This is a genomic window from Streptomyces rimosus (genome assembly GCF_008704655.1).
GTDB classification, from domain to species: domain Bacteria; phylum Actinomycetota; class Actinomycetes; order Streptomycetales; family Streptomycetaceae; genus Streptomyces; species Streptomyces rimosus.
Genome location: NZ_CP023688.1, coordinates 3,660,031 through 3,680,985 on the forward strand (window position 1 = coordinate 3,660,031; position 20,955 = coordinate 3,680,985).

General features: G+C 71.2%; 23 protein-coding genes. 6 read left to right on the forward strand and 17 right to left on the reverse strand.

The genetic code is table 11. The annotated features are described in order from the left end of the window. The first annotated feature begins 15 nt into the window (after window positions 1–15). Window positions 16–816, forward strand: coding sequence for a YqeB family protein (locus CP984_RS15125; protein WP_003983209.1), 801 nt, complete (start codon window positions 16–18; stop codon window positions 814–816). A 64-nt stretch (window positions 817–880) separates the two neighbouring features. Here the strand turns inward: CP984_RS15125 and CP984_RS15130 are convergent, their stop codons facing one another. After that, on the reverse strand, window positions 881–1,357 hold the full coding sequence (locus CP984_RS15130; RefSeq protein ID WP_003983208.1) for a carboxymuconolactone decarboxylase family protein: 477 nt from the start codon (window positions 1,355–1,357) through the stop codon (window positions 881–883). A gap of 47 nt (window positions 1,358–1,404) precedes the next feature. Here CP984_RS15130 and pdxR point away from each other — a divergent pair, with 47 nt between their 5' ends. Next, on the forward strand, window positions 1,405–2,844 hold the full coding sequence (gene pdxR, locus CP984_RS15135) for a MocR-like pyridoxine biosynthesis transcription factor PdxR (protein WP_003983207.1): 1,440 nt from the start codon (window positions 1,405–1,407) through the stop codon (window positions 2,842–2,844). A 7-nt stretch (window positions 2,845–2,851) separates the two neighbouring features. Here the strand turns inward: pdxR and CP984_RS15140 are convergent, their stop codons facing one another. Further along, window positions 2,852–3,220: a hypothetical protein gene (locus tag CP984_RS15140; protein ID WP_030312343.1), complete on the reverse strand. Its 369-nt coding sequence runs from the start codon at window positions 3,218–3,220 to the stop codon at window positions 2,852–2,854. Between the two features lie 104 nt (window positions 3,221–3,324). Here CP984_RS15140 and CP984_RS15145 point away from each other — a divergent pair, with 104 nt between their 5' ends. Together CP984_RS15145 and CP984_RS15150 are read left to right on the forward strand one after the other, a co-directional pair. Continuing rightward, complete coding sequence (locus tag CP984_RS15145) at window positions 3,325–4,155, forward strand: helix-turn-helix domain-containing protein (protein WP_030181749.1); 831 nt, start codon at window positions 3,325–3,327, stop codon at window positions 4,153–4,155. After that, entirely contained in the window at window positions 4,152–4,352 is a 201-nt protein-coding gene (locus CP984_RS15150) for a DUF397 domain-containing protein (RefSeq protein ID WP_003983204.1), read from the forward strand. The genes CP984_RS15145 and CP984_RS15150 overlap by 4 nt, the downstream gene beginning before the upstream one ends. A gap of 57 nt (window positions 4,353–4,409) precedes the next feature. On the opposite strand, the gene CP984_RS15155 is transcribed toward CP984_RS15150, so the two are convergent. The 13 genes from CP984_RS15155 to CP984_RS15220 all read right to left on the reverse strand — a co-directional run bounded on the left by CP984_RS15155 (window position 4,410) and on the right by CP984_RS15220 (window position 18,919). Continuing rightward, entirely contained in the window at window positions 4,410–5,579 is a 1,170-nt protein-coding gene (locus CP984_RS15155; protein WP_003983203.1) for a trypsin-like serine peptidase, read from the reverse strand. 127 nt (window positions 5,580–5,706) lie between these two features. Further along, window positions 5,707–6,393 (reverse strand): response regulator, encoded by a 687-nt coding sequence (locus CP984_RS15160; protein WP_003983202.1) that lies wholly within the window; start codon window positions 6,391–6,393, stop codon window positions 5,707–5,709. Window positions 6,394–6,477: 84 nt separating this feature from the next. Continuing rightward, a complete protein-coding gene (locus tag CP984_RS15165; protein WP_003983201.1) occupies window positions 6,478–6,963 on the reverse strand; it encodes a hypothetical protein in 486 nt (161 codons plus the stop codon). Between the two features lie 98 nt (window positions 6,964–7,061). Beyond that, window positions 7,062–7,598: a hypothetical protein gene (locus CP984_RS15170; protein ID WP_003983200.1), complete on the reverse strand. Its 537-nt coding sequence runs from the start codon at window positions 7,596–7,598 to the stop codon at window positions 7,062–7,064. 170 nt (window positions 7,599–7,768) lie between these two features. Beyond that, window positions 7,769–9,430: a sensor histidine kinase gene (locus CP984_RS15175; RefSeq protein WP_003983199.1), complete on the reverse strand. Its 1,662-nt coding sequence runs from the start codon at window positions 9,428–9,430 to the stop codon at window positions 7,769–7,771. 131 nt (window positions 9,431–9,561) lie between these two features. Next, window positions 9,562–10,548: an ABC transporter substrate-binding protein gene (locus tag CP984_RS15180; RefSeq protein WP_003983198.1), complete on the reverse strand. Its 987-nt coding sequence runs from the start codon at window positions 10,546–10,548 to the stop codon at window positions 9,562–9,564. Window positions 10,549–10,550: 2 nt separating this feature from the next. After that, a complete protein-coding gene (locus tag CP984_RS15185) occupies window positions 10,551–12,542 on the reverse strand; it encodes an ABC transporter permease (RefSeq protein ID WP_003983197.1) in 1,992 nt (663 codons plus the stop codon). Further along, window positions 12,539–12,799, reverse strand: coding sequence for a hypothetical protein (locus tag CP984_RS15190; protein ID WP_003983196.1), 261 nt, complete (start codon window positions 12,797–12,799; stop codon window positions 12,539–12,541). The genes CP984_RS15185 and CP984_RS15190 overlap by 4 nt, the downstream gene beginning before the upstream one ends. Beyond that, a complete protein-coding gene (locus tag CP984_RS15195; RefSeq protein ID WP_003983195.1) occupies window positions 12,799–13,920 on the reverse strand; it encodes a quaternary amine ABC transporter ATP-binding protein in 1,122 nt (373 codons plus the stop codon). Before CP984_RS15195 ends, CP984_RS15190 begins: the two co-directional genes overlap by 1 nt. Continuing rightward, window positions 13,917–15,461 carry a GMC family oxidoreductase gene (locus CP984_RS15200; protein ID WP_003983194.1) on the reverse strand — a complete coding sequence of 515 codons (1,545 nt, stop codon included), beginning with the start codon at window positions 15,459–15,461 and terminating at the stop codon, window positions 13,917–13,919. Before CP984_RS15200 ends, CP984_RS15195 begins: the two co-directional genes overlap by 4 nt. A gap of 58 nt (window positions 15,462–15,519) precedes the next feature. Further along, window positions 15,520–17,028 carry an aldehyde dehydrogenase family protein gene (locus CP984_RS15205; protein ID WP_030181744.1) on the reverse strand — a complete coding sequence of 503 codons (1,509 nt, stop codon included), beginning with the start codon at window positions 17,026–17,028 and terminating at the stop codon, window positions 15,520–15,522. A 654-nt stretch (window positions 17,029–17,682) separates the two neighbouring features. Next, a complete protein-coding gene (locus tag CP984_RS15215) occupies window positions 17,683–17,925 on the reverse strand; it encodes a hypothetical protein (protein WP_003983192.1) in 243 nt (80 codons plus the stop codon). A gap of 10 nt (window positions 17,926–17,935) precedes the next feature. Beyond that, on the reverse strand, window positions 17,936–18,919 hold the full coding sequence (locus CP984_RS15220) for an AraC family transcriptional regulator (protein WP_032921174.1): 984 nt from the start codon (window positions 18,917–18,919) through the stop codon (window positions 17,936–17,938). Window positions 18,920–19,067: 148 nt separating this feature from the next. On the opposite strand from CP984_RS15220, the gene CP984_RS15225 reads away from it, so the two are divergent. Beyond that, complete coding sequence (locus tag CP984_RS15225; protein ID WP_003983190.1) at window positions 19,068–19,568, forward strand: anthrone oxygenase family protein; 501 nt, start codon at window positions 19,068–19,070, stop codon at window positions 19,566–19,568. Here CP984_RS15225 and CP984_RS15230 read toward each other — a convergent pair. Together CP984_RS15230 and CP984_RS15235 are read right to left on the reverse strand one after the other, a co-directional pair. Then, window positions 19,535–20,077, reverse strand: coding sequence for a hypothetical protein (locus CP984_RS15230; protein ID WP_003983189.1), 543 nt, complete (start codon window positions 20,075–20,077; stop codon window positions 19,535–19,537). The genes CP984_RS15225 and CP984_RS15230 overlap by 34 nt on opposite strands. After that, window positions 20,074–20,319, reverse strand: a complete 246-nt coding sequence (locus CP984_RS15235; protein ID WP_003983188.1) for a helix-turn-helix transcriptional regulator — start codon at window positions 20,317–20,319, stop codon at window positions 20,074–20,076. Before CP984_RS15235 ends, CP984_RS15230 begins: the two co-directional genes overlap by 4 nt. Window positions 20,320–20,427: 108 nt before the next feature. Here CP984_RS15235 and CP984_RS15240 point away from each other — a divergent pair, with 108 nt between their 5' ends. Further along, complete coding sequence (locus CP984_RS15240) at window positions 20,428–20,937, forward strand: hypothetical protein (protein ID WP_003983187.1); 510 nt, start codon at window positions 20,428–20,430, stop codon at window positions 20,935–20,937. The last annotated feature ends 18 nt before the right edge of the window (window positions 20,938–20,955 follow it).

Here is a 20,955-nt window from a genome sequence, read left to right on the forward strand (position 1 = left end):
GAGGGAGAACCGGCCATGTCCTCCGACAACCCGGCTTTCAAGGCCCCGCCCAAGGATTCGCCCGAGGACTTGTCCAAGGCCCCGTCCTCACCCTCGTCCTCCTCCCCTGACCGGACCGCCGTCGGCCCCTCCACCGGCGAACGCGTCCTGCTGTGGGCCGGTTTCCCCGTACTGGGAGCGGTGGTGCTGTGGCTGCTCAGCCGGGCGGCGGGCTGGGTGGCTTCGCTGCCCTGGGCGCCGCTGCAAGGGCCGTTCAAGCTGGTCGCGTCCGTACCCGAACCGCAGGTGTCGATCGGTGCCGTGATCCTCGGCGTTCTGCTCGGCCTGGGGATCGCGTTCTTCGCCGAGTCGGAGTACGTCACCGCCGTCATCGACCCCGAGCAGGCCGTACTGACCGTGGACCGCGTCTCCCGCACCGTGCCGCGCGCCGCGACGGCCGCGGTCTTCAAGGACGGCAAGAACCTGGTCCTGCTCGGCCACGACACCACGGAACTGGCCCGTCTGCGAGGCGACTTCGACGCGGAACGGTTCGCGGCGGCGTTCCAGCGGCACGGCTATCCGTGGCAGCCGGACGGCGACCCGTACGCCGCCGACTTCCGCCGCTGGGTGACGGCCCAGCCCGACCTGCCCGAGGCCGCGCACGCCCTCCTCAAGGCCCGTGAGCACGCCCTGAAGAAGGGCCACAAGGAGGACGCCGAGCAGCTGCGGACCGAGCTGTCCGCGCTGGGCATCGTCGTACGGGAGGGCAAGGACAAGGCGCAGCAGTGGCGCCGGGTCCGGGCCGCTTCCGGCGACGCGGAGCGCACCGGCGCCTGACGCTGTCCGCCCCGCCGAGCCCCTCGGCCCTGTGCCCCCTACGCCCCCTCTGCCTCTCTGCCCCTCAGTCCGTGCCCGGCGTCTTGGCCGTGCTGACGGCGATCCGGTTCCAGGTGTTGATCGCGAACGTCAGGGTGAGCAGACCGGCGAGCTCCGTATCGTCGAACTGCCCGGCGGCGCGGGCGTACTCCTCATCCGGCACCCCCTGGTCGGCAAGTCGGGTGACCGCCTCCGTCAGCGCGAGCGCCGCCCGCTCCCGCTCCGTGAAGAACCCGCGCGCCTCGCGCCACACGGCGACCATGTGCAGCCGCTCCTCGCTCTCCCCGCGCTTGCGGGCGTCGGTGGTGTGCATGTGGAGGCAGTACGCGCAGTTGTTGAGCTGCGAGGCGCGGATCTGCACCAGTTCCACGAGGGTCGGGTCCAGGTGCTCGCGGGCGGCGCCGTCGAAGGCGAGGAGGGCCTTGAACGCCTTGGGCGCGGTGCGGGCGAAGTCGAGGCGGGAGATGGAGGAGGCATCGGTGGTCTGCGTCGTGTTCGTCATGTCCTCGAACCTAGGCAGCCGGGCGACCCGTTGTAGGGTGCACTTTCATGGGGGAATCATGGGTCAATTCCGCGACGGTTCTGGGCGCCGACCTGCATCTGGAGCTGAGCGGCCCGGGCAGCCGGCGGGCCGCGCTCATACGGGCGCTGCGTGAAGCCGTACGTACGGGACGGCTCGCACCCGGTACGAAGTTGCCGCCGTACCGCTCGCTCGCCGCGGACCTGGGAATCGCCCGCAACACCGTCGCCGACGCCTACGCGGAACTGGTCGCCGAGGGCTGGCTGAGCGCGCGCCAGGGCTCCGGCACCCGCGTAGCCCAGCGCGCGGAACCGCTACGCCCCGCCCAGGCCCCCGCGCCCCGGCCACCGTCCACCCGCCCCGTGCACAACCTGCTCCAGGGCCAGCCGGACGCCGCCTCGTTCCCCCGCACCGCGTGGCTCACCTCGGCCCGCCGCGCGCTGACCGCGGCCCCGAACGACGCGTTCGGCCCCGGCGACCCGCGGGGCCGCCCCGAACTACGACGCGCGCTCACCGACTACCTGGCGCGCGCCCGGGGCGTACGCACCGACCCCGACCGCATCGTGATCTGCTCGGGCTTCGCGCACGCGCTGCGCCTGCTGTTCGGCGGCCCGGCGCATGTCCTCGGCGGACCGCTGGCCGTCGAGGCGTACGGTCTGGAATTCCACCGGTCGCTACTGGCGGCCGCGGCGGTACGCACCGTGCCGCTACCGCTGGACGAACACGGCGCGGACACGTCCCAGTTGGCGTCTCTCCCGGGTGTACGGGCAACCCTCCTCACCCCGGCACACCAATTCCCCACCGGCGTGCCCCTCCACCCCGACCACCGGGCCGCCGCCATCAACTGGGCGCGCAGCACCGGGAGTCTGATCCTGGAGGACGACTACGACGGCGAGTTCAGATACGACCGCCAGCCCGTCGGGAGCCTCCAGGGCCTCGATCCCGACCATGTCGTCCACCTCGGATCGGTGAGCAAGAGCCTGTCCCCCGCGCTGCGGCTGGGCTGGATGGTGCTGCCCGAGCGCCTGGTGGAACCGGTACTGGCCGCGAAGGGCGAGCGGGAGGCGTGGGCCGGCGTCACGGATCAGCTCACCCTCGCGGACTTCATCGAGCGCGGCGCGTACGACCGCCATGTACGTGGCATGCGACTGCGCTACCGGCGGCGGCGCGACCGCCTGGTGGCCGCGCTGGCGGCGAGCGCGCCGCACATCACGGTCAGCGGCATAGCGGCCGGGCTGCACGCCGTACTGGAACTCCCCGCCCAGGCCGGCGAACAAGCCGAGGAAGCCGCGCTACGTGCGGCCCGCTGGCAGGGCCTGGCCCTGGACGGCCTGACCACATACCGCCACCCGGACGCGACCGGCCCCGCCCGCCACGGCCTGGTCGTCGGCTACGCCACCCCACCGGAACATGCCTTCGGCGCGGCGCTGGAGGCGCTGTGCCGGGCGTTGCCGGAGTGGCGGGAGTAGAGCGCCCTTATTGGGCGCGCATTTGGGCTGGCCTGGAGAAGATACTGACGGGCTCCTCCGTCCGCTTCTCGAATAGCTTGTGCCCGGTATCGGCCGCATGTTCCCGCATCCAACTGTTCGTCTGCATGGGGGTGTCCCAGGAGGCGGAACGGACGCCACACTCCGAACCGTCGATTTCGGTGATGCATTTGGCGACGTGTTTGCGGATGCCGGTGATCTGGATTTCCAGGCGTGACGGCGTGGGGGCCGGGGTTGACATGGGAGGACTCTCCGCTTGAGGGGCGTTGAAGGCAGCGCCATCGCCGTCACTGGTGCGCACAAGGAGCACGCCGTCGCGACCGCATGAGCACATCAACCGGTTGAGGTGTTCGGACAAGGTTGACTCCTCTCCGTAGCGAATCCACTACCGGGGAGAGTCAGAGTGCTCTACAGTCGGGGTCAGTTCAACTTACGCCTATTGAACGACCAGTTGGGTGGTGGCTGTTGAACCGCAACGAGTTGGATCCTGACCGCTCACCAAAGGCACGTTTCGGCGTTCGTTTGCGCGCTTTGCGGGATGAACGCGGATGGACACAGGAGGAGCTGGCGGAGCGCCTGGGGTACTCCGGGACGCATATCTCCGCCGTCGAAAATGGCCGTCGCCCTCCAACTCCTCGCTTCGCGACAACGGCGGACAAGGTGCTGGGAACTGGCGGCCGGCTCGAACGTCAGGGTCGGTCCTTGCGTCAGCCGGCTCTGATGGAGGGATTCCCTGAGTACGTGGGGCATGAGGCGCAGGCAGCGGAAATCCGGCTTTACGAGGTAGGTGTTGTTCCTGGCCTGCTTCAGACACCGGAGTACGCGCGAGTTCTCGCAGAGACCGCCGTGAGGCGGGGATTGATCACGGCTGAGCAGGCAAACGAGCGAGTCGCACTCGTTGCTCAGCGGCAAGACGCACTGGATCGTACGCCTCCACCACTGGTCTTCGTAGTGCTGGACGAAAGCTGTATCCGTCGGTCTATCGGTGCACCCGGCGTCATGGACGCTCAGCTGGATCGTCTAGTCGAGTTTGCGGAGCTGCCGAACACAGTGCTCCAGGTCTCCCCGTTCGACATGCAGGAACGCCCCCCGATCGGCCTGCCCTTCTACATCCTCACGCTTCTGGACCGCAAACTCATGTCGTACGCAGAGTCCGCCCACCGTGGGCATCTCGAACGAGACACCACATCCGCGCTTCCCCTGCTGGCGGCCTACCATCAACTGCAAGCGGAAGCGCGGTCCCAAGCGTCATCCATGGCCATGCTCAACCAGTTACGGAAGGGCACCCTGTGACCACCGAATCCCCCCGTTGGTTCAAGTCCTCGTACAGCGACAACGGCGGCGCTTGCATAGAGGTCGCCACCAACCTCATCACCTCGCACGGAGTGATCCCCGTCCGAGACTCCAAGAACCCAGACGGCCCGCACCTGACGCTCAGCACAGACGCCTGGGCCGGACTGGTCGAGTTCGCCCGGCGCTCTGCCGTCTGACCTTGGCGGAGCGGCCCCGGCCCCGCCACTCCCGTAGCGGAGCAGCGGGGCCCTCACTCACGCGAACTTCCTGCTGATCCCCTCAAAAACCCGCTTCGCCTCAACCCCCAAATGCGGCCCCGCCAACCACGTGTGATCCAGCGAGCCGATGGAGCTGTTGGAGACCAGGTACGTGCGGCCGCCGCGGTTGGTGAACCAGCCGCCCCCTGACGTGCCGCCGGTCATCGTGCAGCCGATGCGGTGCATGGCGGGGGTGCCGGGGGACATGGTGAGGCGGCCGGGGCGGGAGGGGCAGTTCATCATGCGGGCGCCGTCGTACGGGGGCGCGGCCGGGTAGCCGAAGGCCTGGAGGCCGTTGATGCGGTCTGCGGAGGGGGCGCCGAACCAGACCGGCAGGGCCGCGCCGACGGTTTCCTGGAGGGACTTGCCGCCGCCCCGTTCCGGGCGGACGTGGAGTACGGCGAAGTCGTACGCGGAACCGGCGTTGCCGGACTTGGTGCTGCCCATGTCGATCCACTCGCCGGACGTGGTGACCCAGTTCGCCCACCACACCCCGTACGGCGCGACCTCCTGCGCCGGGGCCCGGCCGACCTGGCTCATCGGCAGGCCCTGGTCGTTGTAGGACGGCACGAAGACGATGTTGCGCATCCAGCCGCCGCTTTTGCCGGTGTGCACGCAGTGGCCCGCGGTCCACACGAGGTTGGACCTGCCGGGGTGCGCCGGGTCCTCGACGACGGTGCCGGAGCAGACCATGGGGCCCTGCGGGCTGTCGAACATGATCTTGCCGATGGGAGCCATGTGCTGGTGGTACGGGCGGGCCACCTGCTGGGCCTGTACGGGGCGCGGCTCGGGGTCGGTGCCGCCGTCGGCCGTGCGGGCGCTCTGGGCGGTGACGTCCGGGGTGGTCTTCGCCTCGGCCATCCGGGACGGGTTCCACAGGTCCTTGATGATCGGGTTGGCGAACTCGGAGGCCTTGCGGGACCACCGGTCCCAGTCCTTCCAGCCGCCCTTCTCCCACTTCTTGATGTCGTCCAGGTTGGACGGCAGCCCGTTGGGCAGGTCGGCGCCGCCGGTGTCCTGGCCCGCCTCGCCCTTCTTGTCACCGGCCGCGGCCGAACTCCCGGGACCGGCGGCGGCCTTGTCGTCGCCGGGGCCGCAGGCGGTGGCGGCGGTGAACAGCGTGACCACCGCGGCGGCGGCCGCGGCGGTACGGCGTATGGCAGGCATGGAGCGGGTTCCCCCTGGTGCGTCCGGTAAAGCGGCATTGAGCGGCCTGCCCCCGGCCGGGGGCGTGTCTACTATGCCTGTGCAGGACGCACAGGCACCGATGAGGGGTTGCGACCGGTCCCCGGGCTCAGCCCGCCAGCCCCGCCTGGTGCGCCAGCAGGGCCGCCTGTACGCGGCTCTCCGTGCCGGTCTTGTCGAGGATGCGTCCGACGTGGGTCTTGACCGTGCCCAGGCCGATCTCCAGCCGGCGGCCGATCTCCAGGTTCGACAGGCCCTCGCCGAGCATCGCCAGCACCTCGCGCTCCCGGTCGGTCAGCGCGGCCAGCCGCTCGTCGGCGGTCCCGGCGCCGATCCGGCCGCCGCCCTGGAGCATCCGCCGTACGACGTGCCCGGTGACGCCGGGCGAGAGGACCGCGTCCCCGGCGGCGGCCGCCCGTACGGCGCTGATCAGCTCCTGCGGGCCCTCGTCCTTGAGCAGGAAGCCGCTGGCGCCCGCCTGGAGGGCGCGGGTGACGTTCTCCTCGTCGCCGAACGTGGTGAGCATGACGACCTGCGGCTTGGGGTCGAGCCGTACGAGCTGTTCGATGGCGGCGAGCCCGTCGAGGACCGGCATACGGATGTCCACGAGGGCCACGTCGACCGGGTGCCGGGCGGCCAGCTCGACCGCCTCGGCGCCGTTGGCGGCCTCGGCGACGACGTCGATGTCCTGGGCATGCCGCAGGATGAGCCGGACGCCGTGACGGATCATTTCCTCGTCGTCGGCGAGGAGGACGCGGACGGGCCCGCCGGGGCGCTCACCGTGCAGATCGCTCATGGGCCCACAGTATCCGGGCCGGGCCGCCGGGCTCCGTTCCGGCCGGGCCGTACCGCGGGGCCTCACTCCGACCTCGCGCCGGCCTCACTCCGGCTTCATGGACACCCCGAAGCTGTACTCCCCGCCCGGCTCCTCGCGCAGCGACCCCGGCACCCCGCCGACGCCCTCCAGCAGCGCTTCGGCCATGCCCCGGGTCAGCCGCGCGTCCGGGCGCGGCGCGGAGCCCGGGGGCGCGGCCGGTTCGCGTACCCCGCGTATCTCACCGCCCCCGTCCGTGTAGCGGGGCAGTGCCACGTCACCGGTGCCCGGGCCCATGAAGGCGGCGGTGCCCGCGGCGACGGCGACGCGGGCCCAGGTTTCCGAGCGTTCGGGTACGTACTCGCTGACGACCGTCAGCCGTACCAGGCCGTTGCCGTCGTCCATCCCGAACGGCAGGGTCCACTCCAGGGCTCCCGGCACGGGGTACCAGTGGGTGCCCGCGCGCAGTTCCGCCTGGTAGACCTCGCGGCACGCCGCCAGCACCGGTTCCAGGTAGCGGTTCACATACGCGTACCAGACTTCGACAGCCATGCCGCTCCCCCTGCAGGAACCGTTGCCACTCCGGTGTCCGGCATCCTGTTCGTTTTCCCCACCGCTGTCCAGTGGGAGCTTCCGCCCCGAAGGGCTCCTCAATGCCCGGGTGCCGTGCGGTGCCGGTAGGAGTGTGCGGCGATGGCCAGGCCGATGCCCCACACCAGGAATTGCGGGATTCCATAAACGACGATCCAGGGGCTGAAGATGCCGTCGTCGTTGAATTCTCTGAACTCCTGCACAGCGGCCCAGACGGTGTACAGGAGAAGGAAGGACGAGACGGCGAAGGCCGTGGCGGTCAGCGTCCGGCGCGGAACTGCCCGCCCGGCCAGGAGCGGAACCCAGCGCGGAAATATCAGGCCCCACGGCCGGGCCAGGCTCAATGCCAGAACGCCCGCCAGCAGGGCCAGGACGCTGAGGACGAAAAGGTACGGACCGCCGCCGACCGCGTACCACTCCCGGAACTTCCGCTCGTCCGCCCACAGGGGAATTCCCAGCGCCCAGACCGCGTGGATCGGAATGAACCCGACGGTCGCGGAGAGCGCCGAGGCATATGCGGCCCGGACGGCCCATCGGGGCGGGGGCGGAACCTCAGCGACAGTGTTTTCCGGGCGGGGGACGGCGAATTCGGACATGGGCTGGTTCTCCTGACGCGGTGTAAGGGGGCGGTCAAGAGAAACGGTTCCACGGCCCGCGTTCCAAGGCGTCGGTCCTGGGGCCGGTGATCAGTCATCCTCTGAGGTGGTCAGGGCAGCGGGTTGCTCCCCCGCACGGGGGAGCCGGTCGGCACCCGCGGAGGCCGTGATCAGGGCGCGGCCGGAACCCAGAACGTCTTGATCTCGGCCAGTACGTCGTTGCGGAAGCAGTAGCGGGTGATCTCCATGCGCCCGGCCACGGGGTCGTCGCCGGTGTACGGGTAGATGCACTCCGTGCCGCTCGGCCGGGGCGGCTCGTGGCCCGTGGCGGCGGCGCGGGCGAGGCCGCTGTCGGAGGCGGACGAGAACTCGACCTCCTCGCGGGACATGCCGACGTGGATCTCGCGCGGGGGCGGCGGCTCCTGGGACGGGCGGGCCTGCTCGACGAAGGCCAGGCCGATGGCCAGCGTCGTGCCCACGCCGACCAGCCCGAGGAAGCCAGTCGCCAGGCCGGGCAGGTGCCGCAGGAAGCCGGGCAGCGCGCCGGGGTCCGGCCGCTCCTCGGCGGCCAGGGAGGCGGGCGAGGCCGTCGGCTGCCCGGCGGGCGCCGCGGACGAGGCCGGGTGCGCGGGCACCTCCGCTTCGACCAGGAAGCCGCCCGCCCCGGTCGGTCCGGTCCGCAGTTCGCCGCCGAGCAGGCCCACGCGCTCGCGCAGGCCGGTCAGGCCGCGGCCGGTACCGAGTCCTGTGGTGGTCTCCGGGGGCTTCGGGGGCGCGCCGTTGCGTACGGCGACCCGTACGCGTTCGGCGGTGTGCTCCACGGCCAGGTCGACAAAGGCGCCGGCCGCGTACCGGTGGACGTTGGTCAGCGACTCCCGGACCACGCGGTGCACGGCGCGCCGTACCCGCGGCTCCAGCGCGTCCAGGTCGGCGCCCTGCCAGCGGACGGCGACGGGGATGCCCGCGGCCCGGGACTCCTCGGCGAGCGCCGCGATGTCCGCGTGGGTGCCGGTGGCGTCGGTGAGCGCCTCGGTGCCGGTGTCGCGGCCCAGCGGGCCGAGGACGCCGAGGACCGCGCGCAGTTCGTTCAGGGCGTCCCGGGTGGCCGCGCGGACCTGCGCGGCCTCCTCCTTCAGCTCCGGCGCCTTGTCGGCGAGGGCCATCTCCAGGCCGCCGCTGTGCAGCGAGATCAGGCTGAGGCGGTGGCCCACCAGGTCGTGCATCTCGGCGGCGATACGGGTGCGCTCCTCGACGCGGGACGCGCTGTCGATCAGCCGGCGGGCCTCCTCGGCGGCGGCGGCGCGCTCGCGCAGGGCCACCATCAGGCGTTCCTGCTGCCCGCGCAGGCTGCCGACCAGGCCGGGGATCAGGACGCCGACACCGCCGACCACGACACCGCGCACGAAGCCGAAGACCCAGCTGTCGTACCCGGTGGCGACCGTGCCGGTGATGGCGACGACGACGGGGATGGAGGTCGCGGTGAGCAGGACGGCGGTGCGGCGGCGCGGCTCGTCCACGCGGCGGATCGCGTCGTACGCGACGAGGGCGGTCAGCATGCCGCCGACCGGCAGGGCGCCCGCGAACACGGCGAGGACCAGCAGGACGGTGGCGGGGAAACGCCGCCGTACGGGCAGCAGTGCCGCCGCCGCGGCGCACAGGGCCACCTTCGTATCGGCGGGCAGCAGCTCGAAGAAACCGGGTGAGTGGGGACCGATGAGGCCGAGATAGCCGAACGCCACGGCCATTTCGAAGAGGACGGCCAGCAGGCGCCGCTTGCGCCGGCGCGGTGGAGCGGCGGCGTACGGCCGGGCCGTCGGCGGCGTGGAGGGCATGCCCTCGATTATCCGGACGTGGGTGCCGTGGGCGGTGGAACCTGAGGAGGAAGAAAGGCCGGGCGGGTATGTCCGAAGACATACCCGCCCGGCCCGTGGCGTTCCGCCCTACCCGCAGGGCGGCCACCCGGCTACTTCTTCGGCAGCCACTTCTTCCAGACCTCCGGATGCTTCTCCACCCAGGCCTTGCCCGCCTCGTCGGCGGACATGCCCTTCGAGGCGATCATTTCGGAGACCTCGTTCTGGTCTTCCTTCGTCCAGTGGAAGTTCTTCAGGAACGCCGCGGCGTCGGACCCGCCCTGGGCGAATTCCGTGTTGAAGAACTTCTGCAGCGGTGTCGTCGGATAGGCGCAGTCGATGGACTCGGGGTCCTCCTTGCCCTTTTCCGCGCAGGCGTCGGTGTACTTCGGGAGTTTCACCTCCACCATCGGCACCTGGTTGAACAGCCACTGCGGCTCGTACCAGTACGTCAGGAACGGCTTCTTCTGCTTGGCGAACTGCTGGATCTGGGTGATCTGCGCCGCCTCGGAACCCGCGAAGACGACCTCGAAGTCCAGCTTGAGGTTCTTCACCAGCGCCTTGTCGTTGGTGACATAGGACGGCGAGCCGTCCATCAGCTGGCCCTTGCTGCCGCTCTCGGAGGTGCGGAGCTGGTCGGCGTACTTGTTGAGGTTCTTCCAGTCGGTGACGTCCGGGTGCTTGTCGGCCCAGTACTTGGGCACCCACCACCCGATGTGGCCGGTGACGCCGTTGCCGCCGCCCGCCGTGATCGTCTTCTTGTCCTTGACGTACCGCTGCTCCTGGTCCGGGTGGCCCCAGTCCTCCAGGATGGCGTCCACCCGGCCCTGGCTGAGCGCGTCCCACGCCGGGATCTCGTCCACCTGGACGGTGTCGACGTGGTACTTCAGCTCGTGTTCGAGCAGGTACTTGGCGACCGCGACATTGGCCTGCGCGCCGACCCAGGTCTGTACGGACAGGGTCACGGAACGCTGTCCGCCCGCCGCCTGGAAGGGCGAGCCCTGTTTGGTCATGTCGGCCTTGCCGCAGCCGGAGAGGGCGAGCAGCGTCGCCCCCGCCAGCGCGGCGGCCCCGGCCACGCGTATACGGGTACGGGTCATGGTCAGGCTCCCTTCCCCGTCGTACGGCGCTGCGTCGGCTGCGTCACCCGGTCCAGCATCAGGCCGAGGCAGACGATGGCGACGCCCGCGACCAGGCCGAGCGCCAGGTCGCCCTTGGCGAGGCCGGTGACCACGTCGTAGCCGAGCGCGCCACCGCCCACCAGGCCGCCGATGATGACGACGGCGAGGACGAGGACGACGCCCTGGTTTACGGCCAGCAGCAGTGCGGGCCGGGCCAGCGGGAGCTGTACCTGCCGCAGCATCTGCCAGCGGGTGGCGCCGAGCGAGCGGGCGGACTCCATCGCGCCGGGGTCGACCTGCCGCAGGCCCTGGGTGGTGATGCGGATGACCGCGGGCAGCGCGTACACGACGGCGGCGGCCGCGGCCGGGGCACGGCCCACGGCGAACAGCGCGACCACCGGGATCAGGTACACGAACTGCGGCATGGTCTGCATGACGTCCAGCACCGGGCGCAGGATCGCCTCCAGGCGCTTGCTGCCCGCGGCGAGGATGCCGATGCCGAAGCCCAGCACCAGGGTCACCGCGAGGGCGGCGAGGACCTGGGAGAGGGTGTTCATGGACGGCTTCCACACGCCGAGCACGCCGATGGCGGCCAGCGCGAGCGTCGCGGTCAGCGCGGTGCGCCAGGTGCCGATCAGCCAGGCCAGCGCGGCGACGATCAGCAGCGCGCCCCACCAGGGCAGCGCCGTCAGGCCGTCGCGCAGCGGGTCCAGGACCCAGGAGGTGAAGTGCGCGGCCCAGTCGGCGGTGCCGCCGACGACGGGGACTCCGGAGTAGAGGTGGTCGACCATCCACTCCTTGAAGTCGTTGACCGGGCGGGCGATGGCCACCGTCCAGCCCGAGGGCCAGATGGTGGAGCCGGCCAGCCGGCCCGCGACGGTGGCGAGCACGGTCAGGACGGCGACGCCGGCCCACGCGTACCAGCCGCGCAGCAGCTTGGGGCCGCTGGGAGCCGCGTCGGCGCCCATCCGCTCGCCGGCGGCGGCGGTCGTACGGTCCATGACGATGGCCAGCAGCACGATCGGGACGGCGGCGGCGAGCGCGGCGCCGACGTCCACCGAGGCGAGCGCCTGGTAGACGCGGTCACCGAGACCGGCGGCGCCGATCATGGAGGCGATGACGGCCATGGACAGCGCCATCATGATCGTCTGGTTGAGGCCGAGCAGCAGTTCCTTGCGGGCCAGCGGCAGGCGGGCGGTCAGCAGCCGCTGCCGCCCGGTCGCGCCGAGCGAGGTGACGGCCTCCAGGACGCCGGGGTCGGCGCCGCGCAGGCCGAGCGCGGTCAGCCGGGCCATCGGCGGAGCCGCGTACACGACGGTGGCCAGCAGCGCGGCGGGCACGCCGATGCCGAAGACCAGCACGACGGGCAGCAGATACGCGAAGGCGGGCAGCACCTGCATGGTGTCCAGCACCGGCCGCAGGATCTTGAACAGCCGCTCGGAGAGGCCGCCCGCCAGGCCCAGCAGCGCGCCCACCACGACCGAGGCGACGACGGCCACGATCATCAGGGCGAGGGTCTGCATGGTCGGCAGCCACATGTCCAGGACGCCGCTGACGGCGAAGGAGACCAGCGCGGTCGCGGCGATGCGGACGCCCGCGACGCGCCAGGCGACGAGGGTGACGCCCGCGGTGACGCCCGTCCAGCCGAGCAGCAGCAGGAGCTGGTAGACGGCGCGTACGGAGAGGACGACGGCGTTGCTGAGGTGGCCGAGGAAGTACACGAACAGCGGGTGGCTGTCGCGGTTGTCGATGATCCAGTCGCTGGTCCGGCCGAGCGGGCCGTTGAGGTCGACGGTCAGCTCACTCGGCCAGGTGCCGCTGGACCACTTCGCGTGCGCGAGCGGTACGAGGACCGCGGCGGCGACGGCGAGGATGAGGATCTTGCGGAGGCCGCGGCTCTGGAGGGCCGATTGGAGAGTGCCCTGCTGATCGGGCGCGGCGCCGGTGTCCGCGGTGGGGGTGGCGGCCGTCATGCGCGCCCCCGCTTCACCGTGCCGGCCGGTATCTGCGACGCCGCGGCGCGCTGGGCCTCGTGCCAGCGGTGCCGTACGGCGGCGCGGAACCGCCCCAACAGGGAGCCGGTGTCAGGGACTTGCCGGGTGCGGAGTCGAGCCGAGGTCGGCGGATCGAGCGTCCGTACCCGGGCGGGCGCGACCCGTACGGGCCGTCGCGTCGGGGGCCAGCCGGCCGCCGCGAGGGCGGCGTCGGCGGTACCGGTATGCGCGGACATCAGGCAGCCACCTCGCCACGGCCGGCGTCGATCTTGGCGACGACGTTGAGCAGGCAGGTGCTGTCCACGATGCCCAGGCAGCGCTTGCCGTCCATCACACGGGCCGCGCCGCCGGAGCGGGCGACGGCCTCGATGGCGTCGGCGACCAGGGTGTCCGGCGTGAGCGCGGCACCCGTCTCGGTCTCGCCGTCCTCGGCCGGGCGCATGGCGCGCCGTACGGTCAGCACCTGCTCGCGCGGCACGTCCTGGACGAAGTCGCGTACGTAGTCGTCCGCCGGGGAGCCCACGATCTCCTCGGGGGTGCCCAGCTGAACGATTTCTCCGTCCCGCATCAGGGCGATGCGGTCGCCGATGCGCAGCGCCTCGGCGAGGTCGTGGGTGATGAAGACCATGGTGCGGCCCTCGTCCTCGTGCAGCCGCACGACCTCTTCCTGCATGTCCCGCCGGATCAGCGGGTCGAGCGCGCTGAACGGCTCGTCGAAGAGGAGGACTTCGGGGTCCACGGCGAGCGCGCGGGCGAGTCCGACACGCTGCTGCTGGCCGCCGGACAGCTGACCGGGGCGGCGGTTCTCCAGCCCCGCGAGGCCCACCTTCTCCACCATCTCGGCGGCGCGCTCGCGACGTTCGGCACGCGGTACGCCCTGGATCTCCAGGCCGTACGCGACGTTGTCGAGCACCGAGCGGTGCGGCAGCAGGCCGAAGTGCTGGAAGACCATGGCGGCGCGGCGGCGGCGCAGTTCGCGCAGCGTGGACTTGTCCATGGCGCGCACGTCCTCGCCGTCCATGTCCAGGCCGCCGCTGGTCGGCTCGATGAGCCGGGTCAGACAGCGCACCAGGGTGGACTTGCCGGAGCCCGACAGGCCCATGACGACGAAGACCTCGCCCTTGTGGACGTCGAAGCTGACGTCGCGGACGGCGGCCGTGCAGCCGGTCCGCTCGCGCAGTTCGCGCGCGGACAGACCGGTCAGCTCGGTGTCCTCGGGGATGCGTTCGGCCTTGGGGCCGAAGACCTTCCACAGGTTGCGGACGGAGAAGACCACATCGCGGGGGTCTTCGGCCGGCGGGTTGTCGACGGCCTTGCGGGGCCGGGGTATACCGGCTTCGGAGGCGGTGGCGGTCATCGGGCATCACCTCCCCGGGTCGGGGAATCGACGAGCAGTTCGGCGGCCTTCTCCCCCACCATCAGCACGCCGATCATCGGGTTCACGGCGGGCATCGTCGGGAAGACCGACGCGTCGGCGATCCGGATGCCGGACAGGCCGCGGATCTTCAGCTCGGGGTCGACGACCGCCGTCTTGTCGTCCTTGGCGCCCATCTTGCAGGTACCCGCCGGGTGGTAGACGGTGTGCGCCGCCTTGCGGACCAGCTCGCTGATCTGCTCGTCGTCGGTCACGTCCGGACCGGGGAAGACCTCGCGCTTGAGCCACTTCTTGAACGGCTCGGCCTCGGCGACCTTACGGGCCAGCTTGATGCCGTCCACGAGGGTCTTGCCGTCGTAGTCGTCCTCGTCCTCGAAGTACTTGAAGTCGAGCGCGGGCTTGACCTCGGGGTCCTTGGAGGTCAGGTACAGCCGGCCGCGGGCGCGGGACTTGGGGATGTTCGGCGTCATCGACACGCCGTGCTCGGGGCGTTCGTAGCCCAGCCGCTCCGGGTTGTCGGTGAACGGGATCTGGTAGAAGTGGAACATCAGGTCCGGGCCCTTGTGGTCCGGGTCCCGCTTCACGAACAGGCCCGCGTCGGAGTCCATCGCGGAGTTGTCCGGCAGCGGCCCGTTGGTCTCCCAGACGATCACCGACTCGGGGTGGTCGATCAGGTTCTCGCCGACGCCCGGCAGGTCGAGCTTGCACTCGATGCCCAGCGCTTCGAGGTCCTGCTTCGGGCCGATGCCCGAGAGCATCAGCAGCCGCGGGGTGTCCACCGCGCCGGCGCACACCAGCACCTCGCGCGCGGCCTCGACGTACACCTCCTCGCCGTCCTTCGTACGGACGTGGACGCCCTTGGCGGTGGTGCCGTCCAACTCCAGCTTGGTCGCCCAGGTCTCCAGCATCAGCGTGAGGTTGGGGCGGTCACCGGCCTCCATGTGGGGGTGGAGGTAGGCGACGGAGGCGGAGGAGCGCTTGTTGTTCTCCGGGTGGTACGACAGGTCGAAGAACCCGACGCCCTCCTCGAACGGCTGGTCGTTGAAGCCGACGACCTCGGGCACGCCCAGGGCGGTCTTGGTGGCCTCGATCCAGTCGGTGGCGATCTGGTTCTGGTCCTTCTTCGCCACCCGCACGATGTTGTTGCGCAGCTTGCCGAAGTAGGGGTCCATGTCCTTGGCGCCCCAGCCGGTGGCGCCCGCCGCCTCCCACTCGTCCCAGTCGGACGGCAGCGGCTTGAAGGAGATCAGGGTGTTGTGCGACGAGCAGCCGCCCAGCACCTTGGCGCGGCTGTGCAGGATGTGCGAGTTGCCGCGGGGCTGCTCGGTGGTCGTGTACTCGTAGTCCAGCTCGCCGCCGAGCAGGCCGAGCCACTTGCGCAGCGTCAGCACGTCCTCGCGGTCGATGTCGGACGGGCCGCCCTCGATGACGGCGACACTGACGTTCGGGTCCTCAGTGAGCCGGGAGGCGATCACCGATCCGGCGGTGCCACCGCCGACGATCACGTAGTCGTACACGGGCATGAGGTGGTGCTCCTTCTGCAAAGTTCGTGCGTGCCTGGTGCGGTGAACAGACGGGCCCTCAGCCCGCGAACCAGCGAACCGGTTCCGGCCGGAGGTTCTCGTAAACGTGCTTGCTCTCGCGGTACTCGTCCAGACCCGCGGGGCCCAGTTCCCGGCCGATCCCGGACTTTCCGAAGCCGCCCCACTCGGCCTGCGGGAGGTACGGGTGGTAGTCGTTGATCCAGATCGTGCCGTGCCGCAGCCGCGCGGCGACCCGCCGGGCGCGGGCGGTGTCCGCCGACCAGACGGCGCCGGCCAGGCCGTATTCGGTGTCGTTGGCCAGCGCGACGGCCTCGTCCTCGGTCGTGAACGTCTCCACCGTCAGGATCGGACCGAAGGTCTCCTCGCGGATCACCTTCATGTCGCGGTGGCAGCCGTCCAGCACGGTCGGGCTGTAGAAGTAGCCGGTGGCCGGGCGGACATCGCTCGGCTCGGGTCGGCGGCCACCGCAGCGCAGCTGGGCGCCCTCCTGGAGAGCGGACGCGACGTACGCCTCGACCTTCTCCAACTGCTGCTGCGAGACGAGCGGGCCGCACTCGACGCCCTCGGCGGTGCCGCGGCCCAGCTTGATCTTCTCGGCGCGGCGGGCCAGTTCGGCGACGAAACGGTCCCGCACCGACTCCTCGATGATCAGGCGGGCGCCGGCCGAGCAGACCTGGCCGCTGTGCGCGAAGGCGGCGTTCAGCGCCTGGTCCACGGCGGTGTCGAAGCCTTCGTCGGTGGCGCAGGAGTCGGCGAAGACGACGTTCGGGTTCTTGCCGCCGAGCTCCAGCGCGATCTTCTTGGCGCCCGCGACCGCCGCCGCACCGGCCTTCGTACCGCTCACCAGGCCGCCGGTGAAGGAGAACAGGTCCACGTCCGGGTGCTCGGCCAGCCGCTGGCCGACCGGGACGCCGGCGCCGGTGACGATGTTGGCGACACCGGCCGGCAGTCCCGCCTCGACCAGCAGCTTGATCAGGTGCACCGTCGAGAGCGGGGTGACCTCGCTGGGCTTGATGACGAAGGTGTTGCCCGCGGCCAGCGCTGGAGCAACCTTCCAACTTGCCTGGAGGAGCGGGTAGTTCCAGGGCGTGATCATCGCGCAGACGCCGACCGGCTCGTGCACGACGACGCTGTGCACGTCCGGGCTCCCGGCGTCCACGACGCGCCCGCCGCTCTCGTTCATCACCAGATCGGCGAAGTACCGGAAGGCGTTGGTGACATCGTCGACGTCGACCCGGCCCTCTTCGAGGGTCTTGCCGGTGTCCCGGCTCTCTATGAGGGCGATCTCCTCGCGGTCGCGCTGGAGCAGATCGGCGACGCGGCGCAGCAGGGCGGCCCGCTCGGCGACCGGCGTACGGGGCCACTGCCCGGCACCGCCGTCGAAGGCACGGCGCGCGGCCTCGACCGCCGCGTCGGCGTCCTCGGCGCCGCCCTCGGCGACGACTTCGAGCGTCTTCGCATCGGCGGGGTCCAGGATCTCCCGCGTGGCGCCTGTTGCGGCGGCGCGCCACACCCCGTCTACGTGAATCGTCTCGCTTGCCGACACGTCTGATCTGCCTTTCGACTTCCGGTTTATTGCCACTGGTTCACACCAGCAACGGGGACCCCTCCCCGGAACCCCTTTACCTATGCCGAAACTTCCGAGGAAAGTGACCCGACTCACTCTTACGGCCCCCGGATTGCATGTTTGCGGGGGCCGATGCGGGTCACAGGTCCGGTCTTATGGCCGCTTTCCGTCCCCCGTACGGCCCTGGTTTCCGTCCCCCGTACGGCCGTGGCGCGCAAACACTTGAACGAATGTGACCTCGCGGCTGAAGTGGGTCGGGTCGGCCTACCCGGCCTCGGCGGCGACCGCGGCCAGCGGCGGCGCGAGGGTCCGGCCGCGCAGGAGGGCGGTGGCGCGCAGGAGGGCGGTGGCGCGCAGCAGGGCGGTGGCGCGCTCGAAGCGGAACAGCTGGGCTGCGGGCTTGAGCGACGGCGCGGTCCGCTCGCGGAAGCGGCGTACCAGGTGGCGCCTGCTCCAGCCCAGGCGCTCCGCCAGTGCCTCGATCCGTACCGCGCCCGCCGTGGCGGCGAGGCGGCGCCATGGTCATGCCACGGCGGAGTCCGGCCGCGGTCCCCGTGCCTTACGGGCAGCCAGCGCATCCGCACGGACGGTGAAGCGCCGCGGCCAGTCCCTCCCCTCGGCCGGCCGCTCCGCTCACCAGTCCAAGAGGCGATCATGCAGCTCGCTGACCAGGGAGGCGCGGGGCCCGCCCCCGTGCCGCCCGCTCCGCGACGGCGGGACGACCACCGGGTCCCCGAACGCGATCACCAGCGTCACCCGGCTGGACGGCACCTCCCGCCGCCGCAGCGCCCCGGCCAGGCGCTCCCGGTACCCCGAGCAGTCCCGCAGGTATCCGGCCGACCCCGCCCCCGGCCGCCGGCACACGATCTCCTCCACCGTCCCGCCCTCAGGCCCCGACGTCGGCGTGCGGCGCCGCGCCGCGCCGGCGGTGATCGCGGGGACTCACGCCCCGTACCCGCTTGAAGGCGGCGCTCAGCGCGAACGGGCTGCCGTAGCCGACGCGACGGGCCACCGCGCCGAGAGTGGCGTCCGGTTCGCGCAGGAGATCGGCGGCGAGCGTCAGGCGCAGATTCGTCAGGTACGTCATGGGCGGCTCGCCGACCAGCGCGGTGAAACGGCGGCCCAGCGCGGCGCGCGAGACGCCGCTCGCGGCGGCGAGACCGGCGACGGTCCAGGCCCGCGCCGGATCGGCGTGCAGCTGCCGCAGCGCGCGGCCGACCACGGGGTCGCTCTGCGCGTCGTACCCGCCCGGTACCTCGGCCTCCGGCCGGGCGAACCACGCCCGCAGGGCGGCGGTCAGCAGCAGGTCCAGCAGCCGGTCGAGGACGACTTCCTGCCCCGGCGCCTCCCGGCCGATCTCCGCTTCGAGGAGCGGTACCAGCGAGGAGTTCCAGGCGTCGGCGGGCAGCCGCACGAGCGGCGGCAGCGCGCGCAGCAGCCGCTGATTGACCTCGCCGCGCATCTGATACGTACCGCTGAGCAGGACCACCGGGCCGTCCGGACCGTCACCCCAGGTCCGCACGCCGAGGGCCATCACCTCGCACAGTTCCACCCCCTGCGGGGTCGCCGAAACCTGGCCGGGGTGGATGACGACGCGCGGCGGGGTGGCCGGGTCGTCGGCGACGGTGTACGGGTCGGGGCCGCGCAGAATCGCCACGTCACCGGGGTGCAGCGGGGTCGCGGCGGCCCGCCGGCCCCGGGGCTCCCCCACCGCGTCCGTAACCACCCAGCCCTCGCCCCGCGCCATCGTCACGACGGTGAGCGGTGCCTCGTCCTGGATGCGCAGGGACCAAGGCGGCGTGAGGACCGAGCGCATGAGGAAGGCGCCGCGGGCGCGCGGCCCGTCCAGCAGACCGGTCAGGGCGTCCATGGCGTGAGCGTAGAACACGGCTGGACGCACGGACATGCGGACGAGCCGCCCGGCCATGGCCCGTACCGCCCCGTCCGGCTTTCACTGGTCGGCAGGGCACGGGAGCCACCGGCCCGCCGGACACCGCCCTGCAGAGGACCGCCACCCCATGTACGACACCGCCCGCGCCGCCACCCTGTTCGCCGCCACGCTGGCCACGGGCCTCATCGCGGGCCTCTTCTTCGCGTTCTCCATCGCCGTGATGCCGGGGCTGCGCCAGACCGACGACGCGACGTTCGTCGCCGCGATGCAACGCATCAACTCCGCAATCCTGAACGGCTGGTTCGCCCTCGCCTTCGTAGGCGCGCCGCTCCTCATCGCCGCCACCACCGCCCTCCACCTGCGCACCGGCACCCGCGCCGCCCTCCCCTGGCTGACGGCCGCCCTCGTCCTCTACGTGGTGATGCTCGCCATCACGTTCGCCGTCAACGTGCCTCTGAACAACACCCTCGACGCAGCGCACACACAACTCCCCGCGCTGCGCGCCCACTTCGAGGACAAGTGGGTCCGCTGGAACCTCGTCCGCACCCTCACCACCACGGCCGCGCTGGCCTGCCTGATCCGTGGGGTGCTGGGCTACTCGTCCGTCTCGTCGGCCGGTTCGTCCTGAGCGGTCATACCGGCCACCCACAGGGGCATGAGCCAGTGCACGACAAACGCCGAGATCAGCACGGGGAGGACCGCCCCGCCGACCGTCAGCCCGCCGAGCTCGCCGATCACGATGGCGCCCACCACGGCACACAGCAGTACGTACGTGGTCAGGCGGTGGGCCAGGGCGCGCACCCGGTCGCGCTCGGCCAGTTGGCGCTCGTCGAGGACGCGGGTCCGCAGTTCGAGAAGGCCGCGGGTGGCCGCGTTGAGCACACCGGTGGCAATGCACCAGGGGATCAACAGCACCAGCGGCAGGAAGACGAGCCAGACCGTGGCGGTCGCGAACGCGCTGAACTCCGCGGCCAGGCTCGCAACGGTGAGCAGCACATGTGCCACGACGACCGCGCGCCGCTGCCTTGTCGTCGCGTACAGCGCCGCGCCCTCACGGCGGTTCATGAGGGCATACATGCGCTCGTCGTACCGCGTGCGCGGCCGGCGGGCCGTGGGGGTGGTACCGGTGGTCGTCACTGCTTCCTCCCGTAAACCTCGTCCGTGAGCGGGCGGAACGGCCGGAGGGAGAACAGCGCCTCCACCGGCAGCTCGAAGAACTCGGCCATGCGCAGGGCCAGATCGAGGCTCGGGTTGTACTGCCCGCGCTCGATATAGCCGATGGTCTGGTAGTGGGCACCGACCGCGTCGGCCAGCGCCTGCCGGGACACCTTGCGCTCGGCACGCACCATCGCCAGCCTGTTGTGCACCTGCTCGCTCATGTATAAGGAGTACTACATTGATGAGCAGGAGCACAACCGCGGCACGCCCTCACGTTGCGGTGCTTCGGGGGCGGTCACACCGGCGACCGCTGCCTCAGAATGAGGACCATGCAGCGCATCGAATTCTTCAACTATCCCGTGAGTGAGCAGCAGCCGGACCTTCTGTGGGGCATCCGGATCGATGGCACGGACTTACGCGTGCACGCCGCCGACGCCACACGCGAGCTCTGGCGTCAGGAAAGCGCGGAGCGGAGCCCGGCCGAAGAGGAACGTTTCCTGCTTCTCCAGCATGACGGTCTTCCGGACTGGGGGATCGCGGACGCCGGGCGCCACTTCCTCGGCGCCCCCGCCCCGGACTTCGCCGACTCCGCCACCGGCTCCACGCCGGTGCTGGGGTGCTCCTGCGGCGTATGGTCCTGCTGGCCCCTTCGGACGGTCATCACCGTCACCCCGGAAACCGTCACCTGGTCCTCGTTCCGGCAGCCCTTCCGCAAGGAGTGGGGTGAGCTTCCCATGGGCCCGTACGTCTTCGACCGGCCCGCCTACGAGACCGCGCTCGCCGAGCCGGTCCGCTTCGCCGAAGATCCGCTGGTCGTGCCCGCAGGAACGCCCCGGTGACAACCGGCCCGGCCGACA

Bases quoted from the DNA above. Each gene is read 5' to 3' on its own strand.
- CP984_RS15125 (WP_003983209.1), top strand. From the start codon at position 16: ATGTCCTCCGACAACCCGGCTTTCAAGGCCCCGCCCAAGGATTCGCCC.
- CP984_RS15130 (WP_003983208.1), bottom strand. From the start codon at position 1,357: ATGACGAACACGACGCAGACCACCGATGCCTCCTCCATCTCCCGCCTC.
- pdxR (WP_003983207.1), top strand. From the start codon at position 1,405: ATGGGGGAATCATGGGTCAATTCCGCGACGGTTCTGGGCGCCGACCTG.
- CP984_RS15155 (WP_003983203.1), bottom strand. From the start codon at position 5,579: ATGCCTGCCATACGCCGTACCGCCGCGGCCGCCGCCGCGGTGGTCACG.
- CP984_RS15160 (WP_003983202.1), bottom strand. From the start codon at position 6,393: ATGAGCGATCTGCACGGTGAGCGCCCCGGCGGGCCCGTCCGCGTCCTC.
- CP984_RS15165 (WP_003983201.1), bottom strand. From the start codon at position 6,963: ATGGCTGTCGAAGTCTGGTACGCGTATGTGAACCGCTACCTGGAACCG.
- CP984_RS15170 (WP_003983200.1), bottom strand. From the start codon at position 7,598: ATGTCCGAATTCGCCGTCCCCCGCCCGGAAAACACTGTCGCTGAGGTT.
- CP984_RS15175 (WP_003983199.1), bottom strand. From the start codon at position 9,430: ATGCCCTCCACGCCGCCGACGGCCCGGCCGTACGCCGCCGCTCCACCG.
- CP984_RS15180 (WP_003983198.1), bottom strand. From the start codon at position 10,548: ATGACCCGTACCCGTATACGCGTGGCCGGGGCCGCCGCGCTGGCGGGG.
- CP984_RS15185 (WP_003983197.1), bottom strand. From the start codon at position 12,542: ATGACGGCCGCCACCCCCACCGCGGACACCGGCGCCGCGCCCGATCAG.
- CP984_RS15190 (WP_003983196.1), bottom strand. From the start codon at position 12,799: ATGTCCGCGCATACCGGTACCGCCGACGCCGCCCTCGCGGCGGCCGGC.
- CP984_RS15195 (WP_003983195.1), bottom strand. From the start codon at position 13,920: ATGACCGCCACCGCCTCCGAAGCCGGTATACCCCGGCCCCGCAAGGCC.
- CP984_RS15200 (WP_003983194.1), bottom strand. From the start codon at position 15,461: ATGCCCGTGTACGACTACGTGATCGTCGGCGGTGGCACCGCCGGATCG.
- CP984_RS15220 (WP_032921174.1), bottom strand. From the start codon at position 18,919: ATGGACGCCCTGACCGGTCTGCTGGACGGGCCGCGCGCCCGCGGCGCC.
- CP984_RS15225 (WP_003983190.1), top strand. From the start codon at position 19,068: ATGTACGACACCGCCCGCGCCGCCACCCTGTTCGCCGCCACGCTGGCC.
- CP984_RS15235 (WP_003983188.1), bottom strand. From the start codon at position 20,319: ATGAGCGAGCAGGTGCACAACAGGCTGGCGATGGTGCGTGCCGAGCGC.
- CP984_RS15240 (WP_003983187.1), top strand. From the start codon at position 20,428: ATGCAGCGCATCGAATTCTTCAACTATCCCGTGAGTGAGCAGCAGCCG.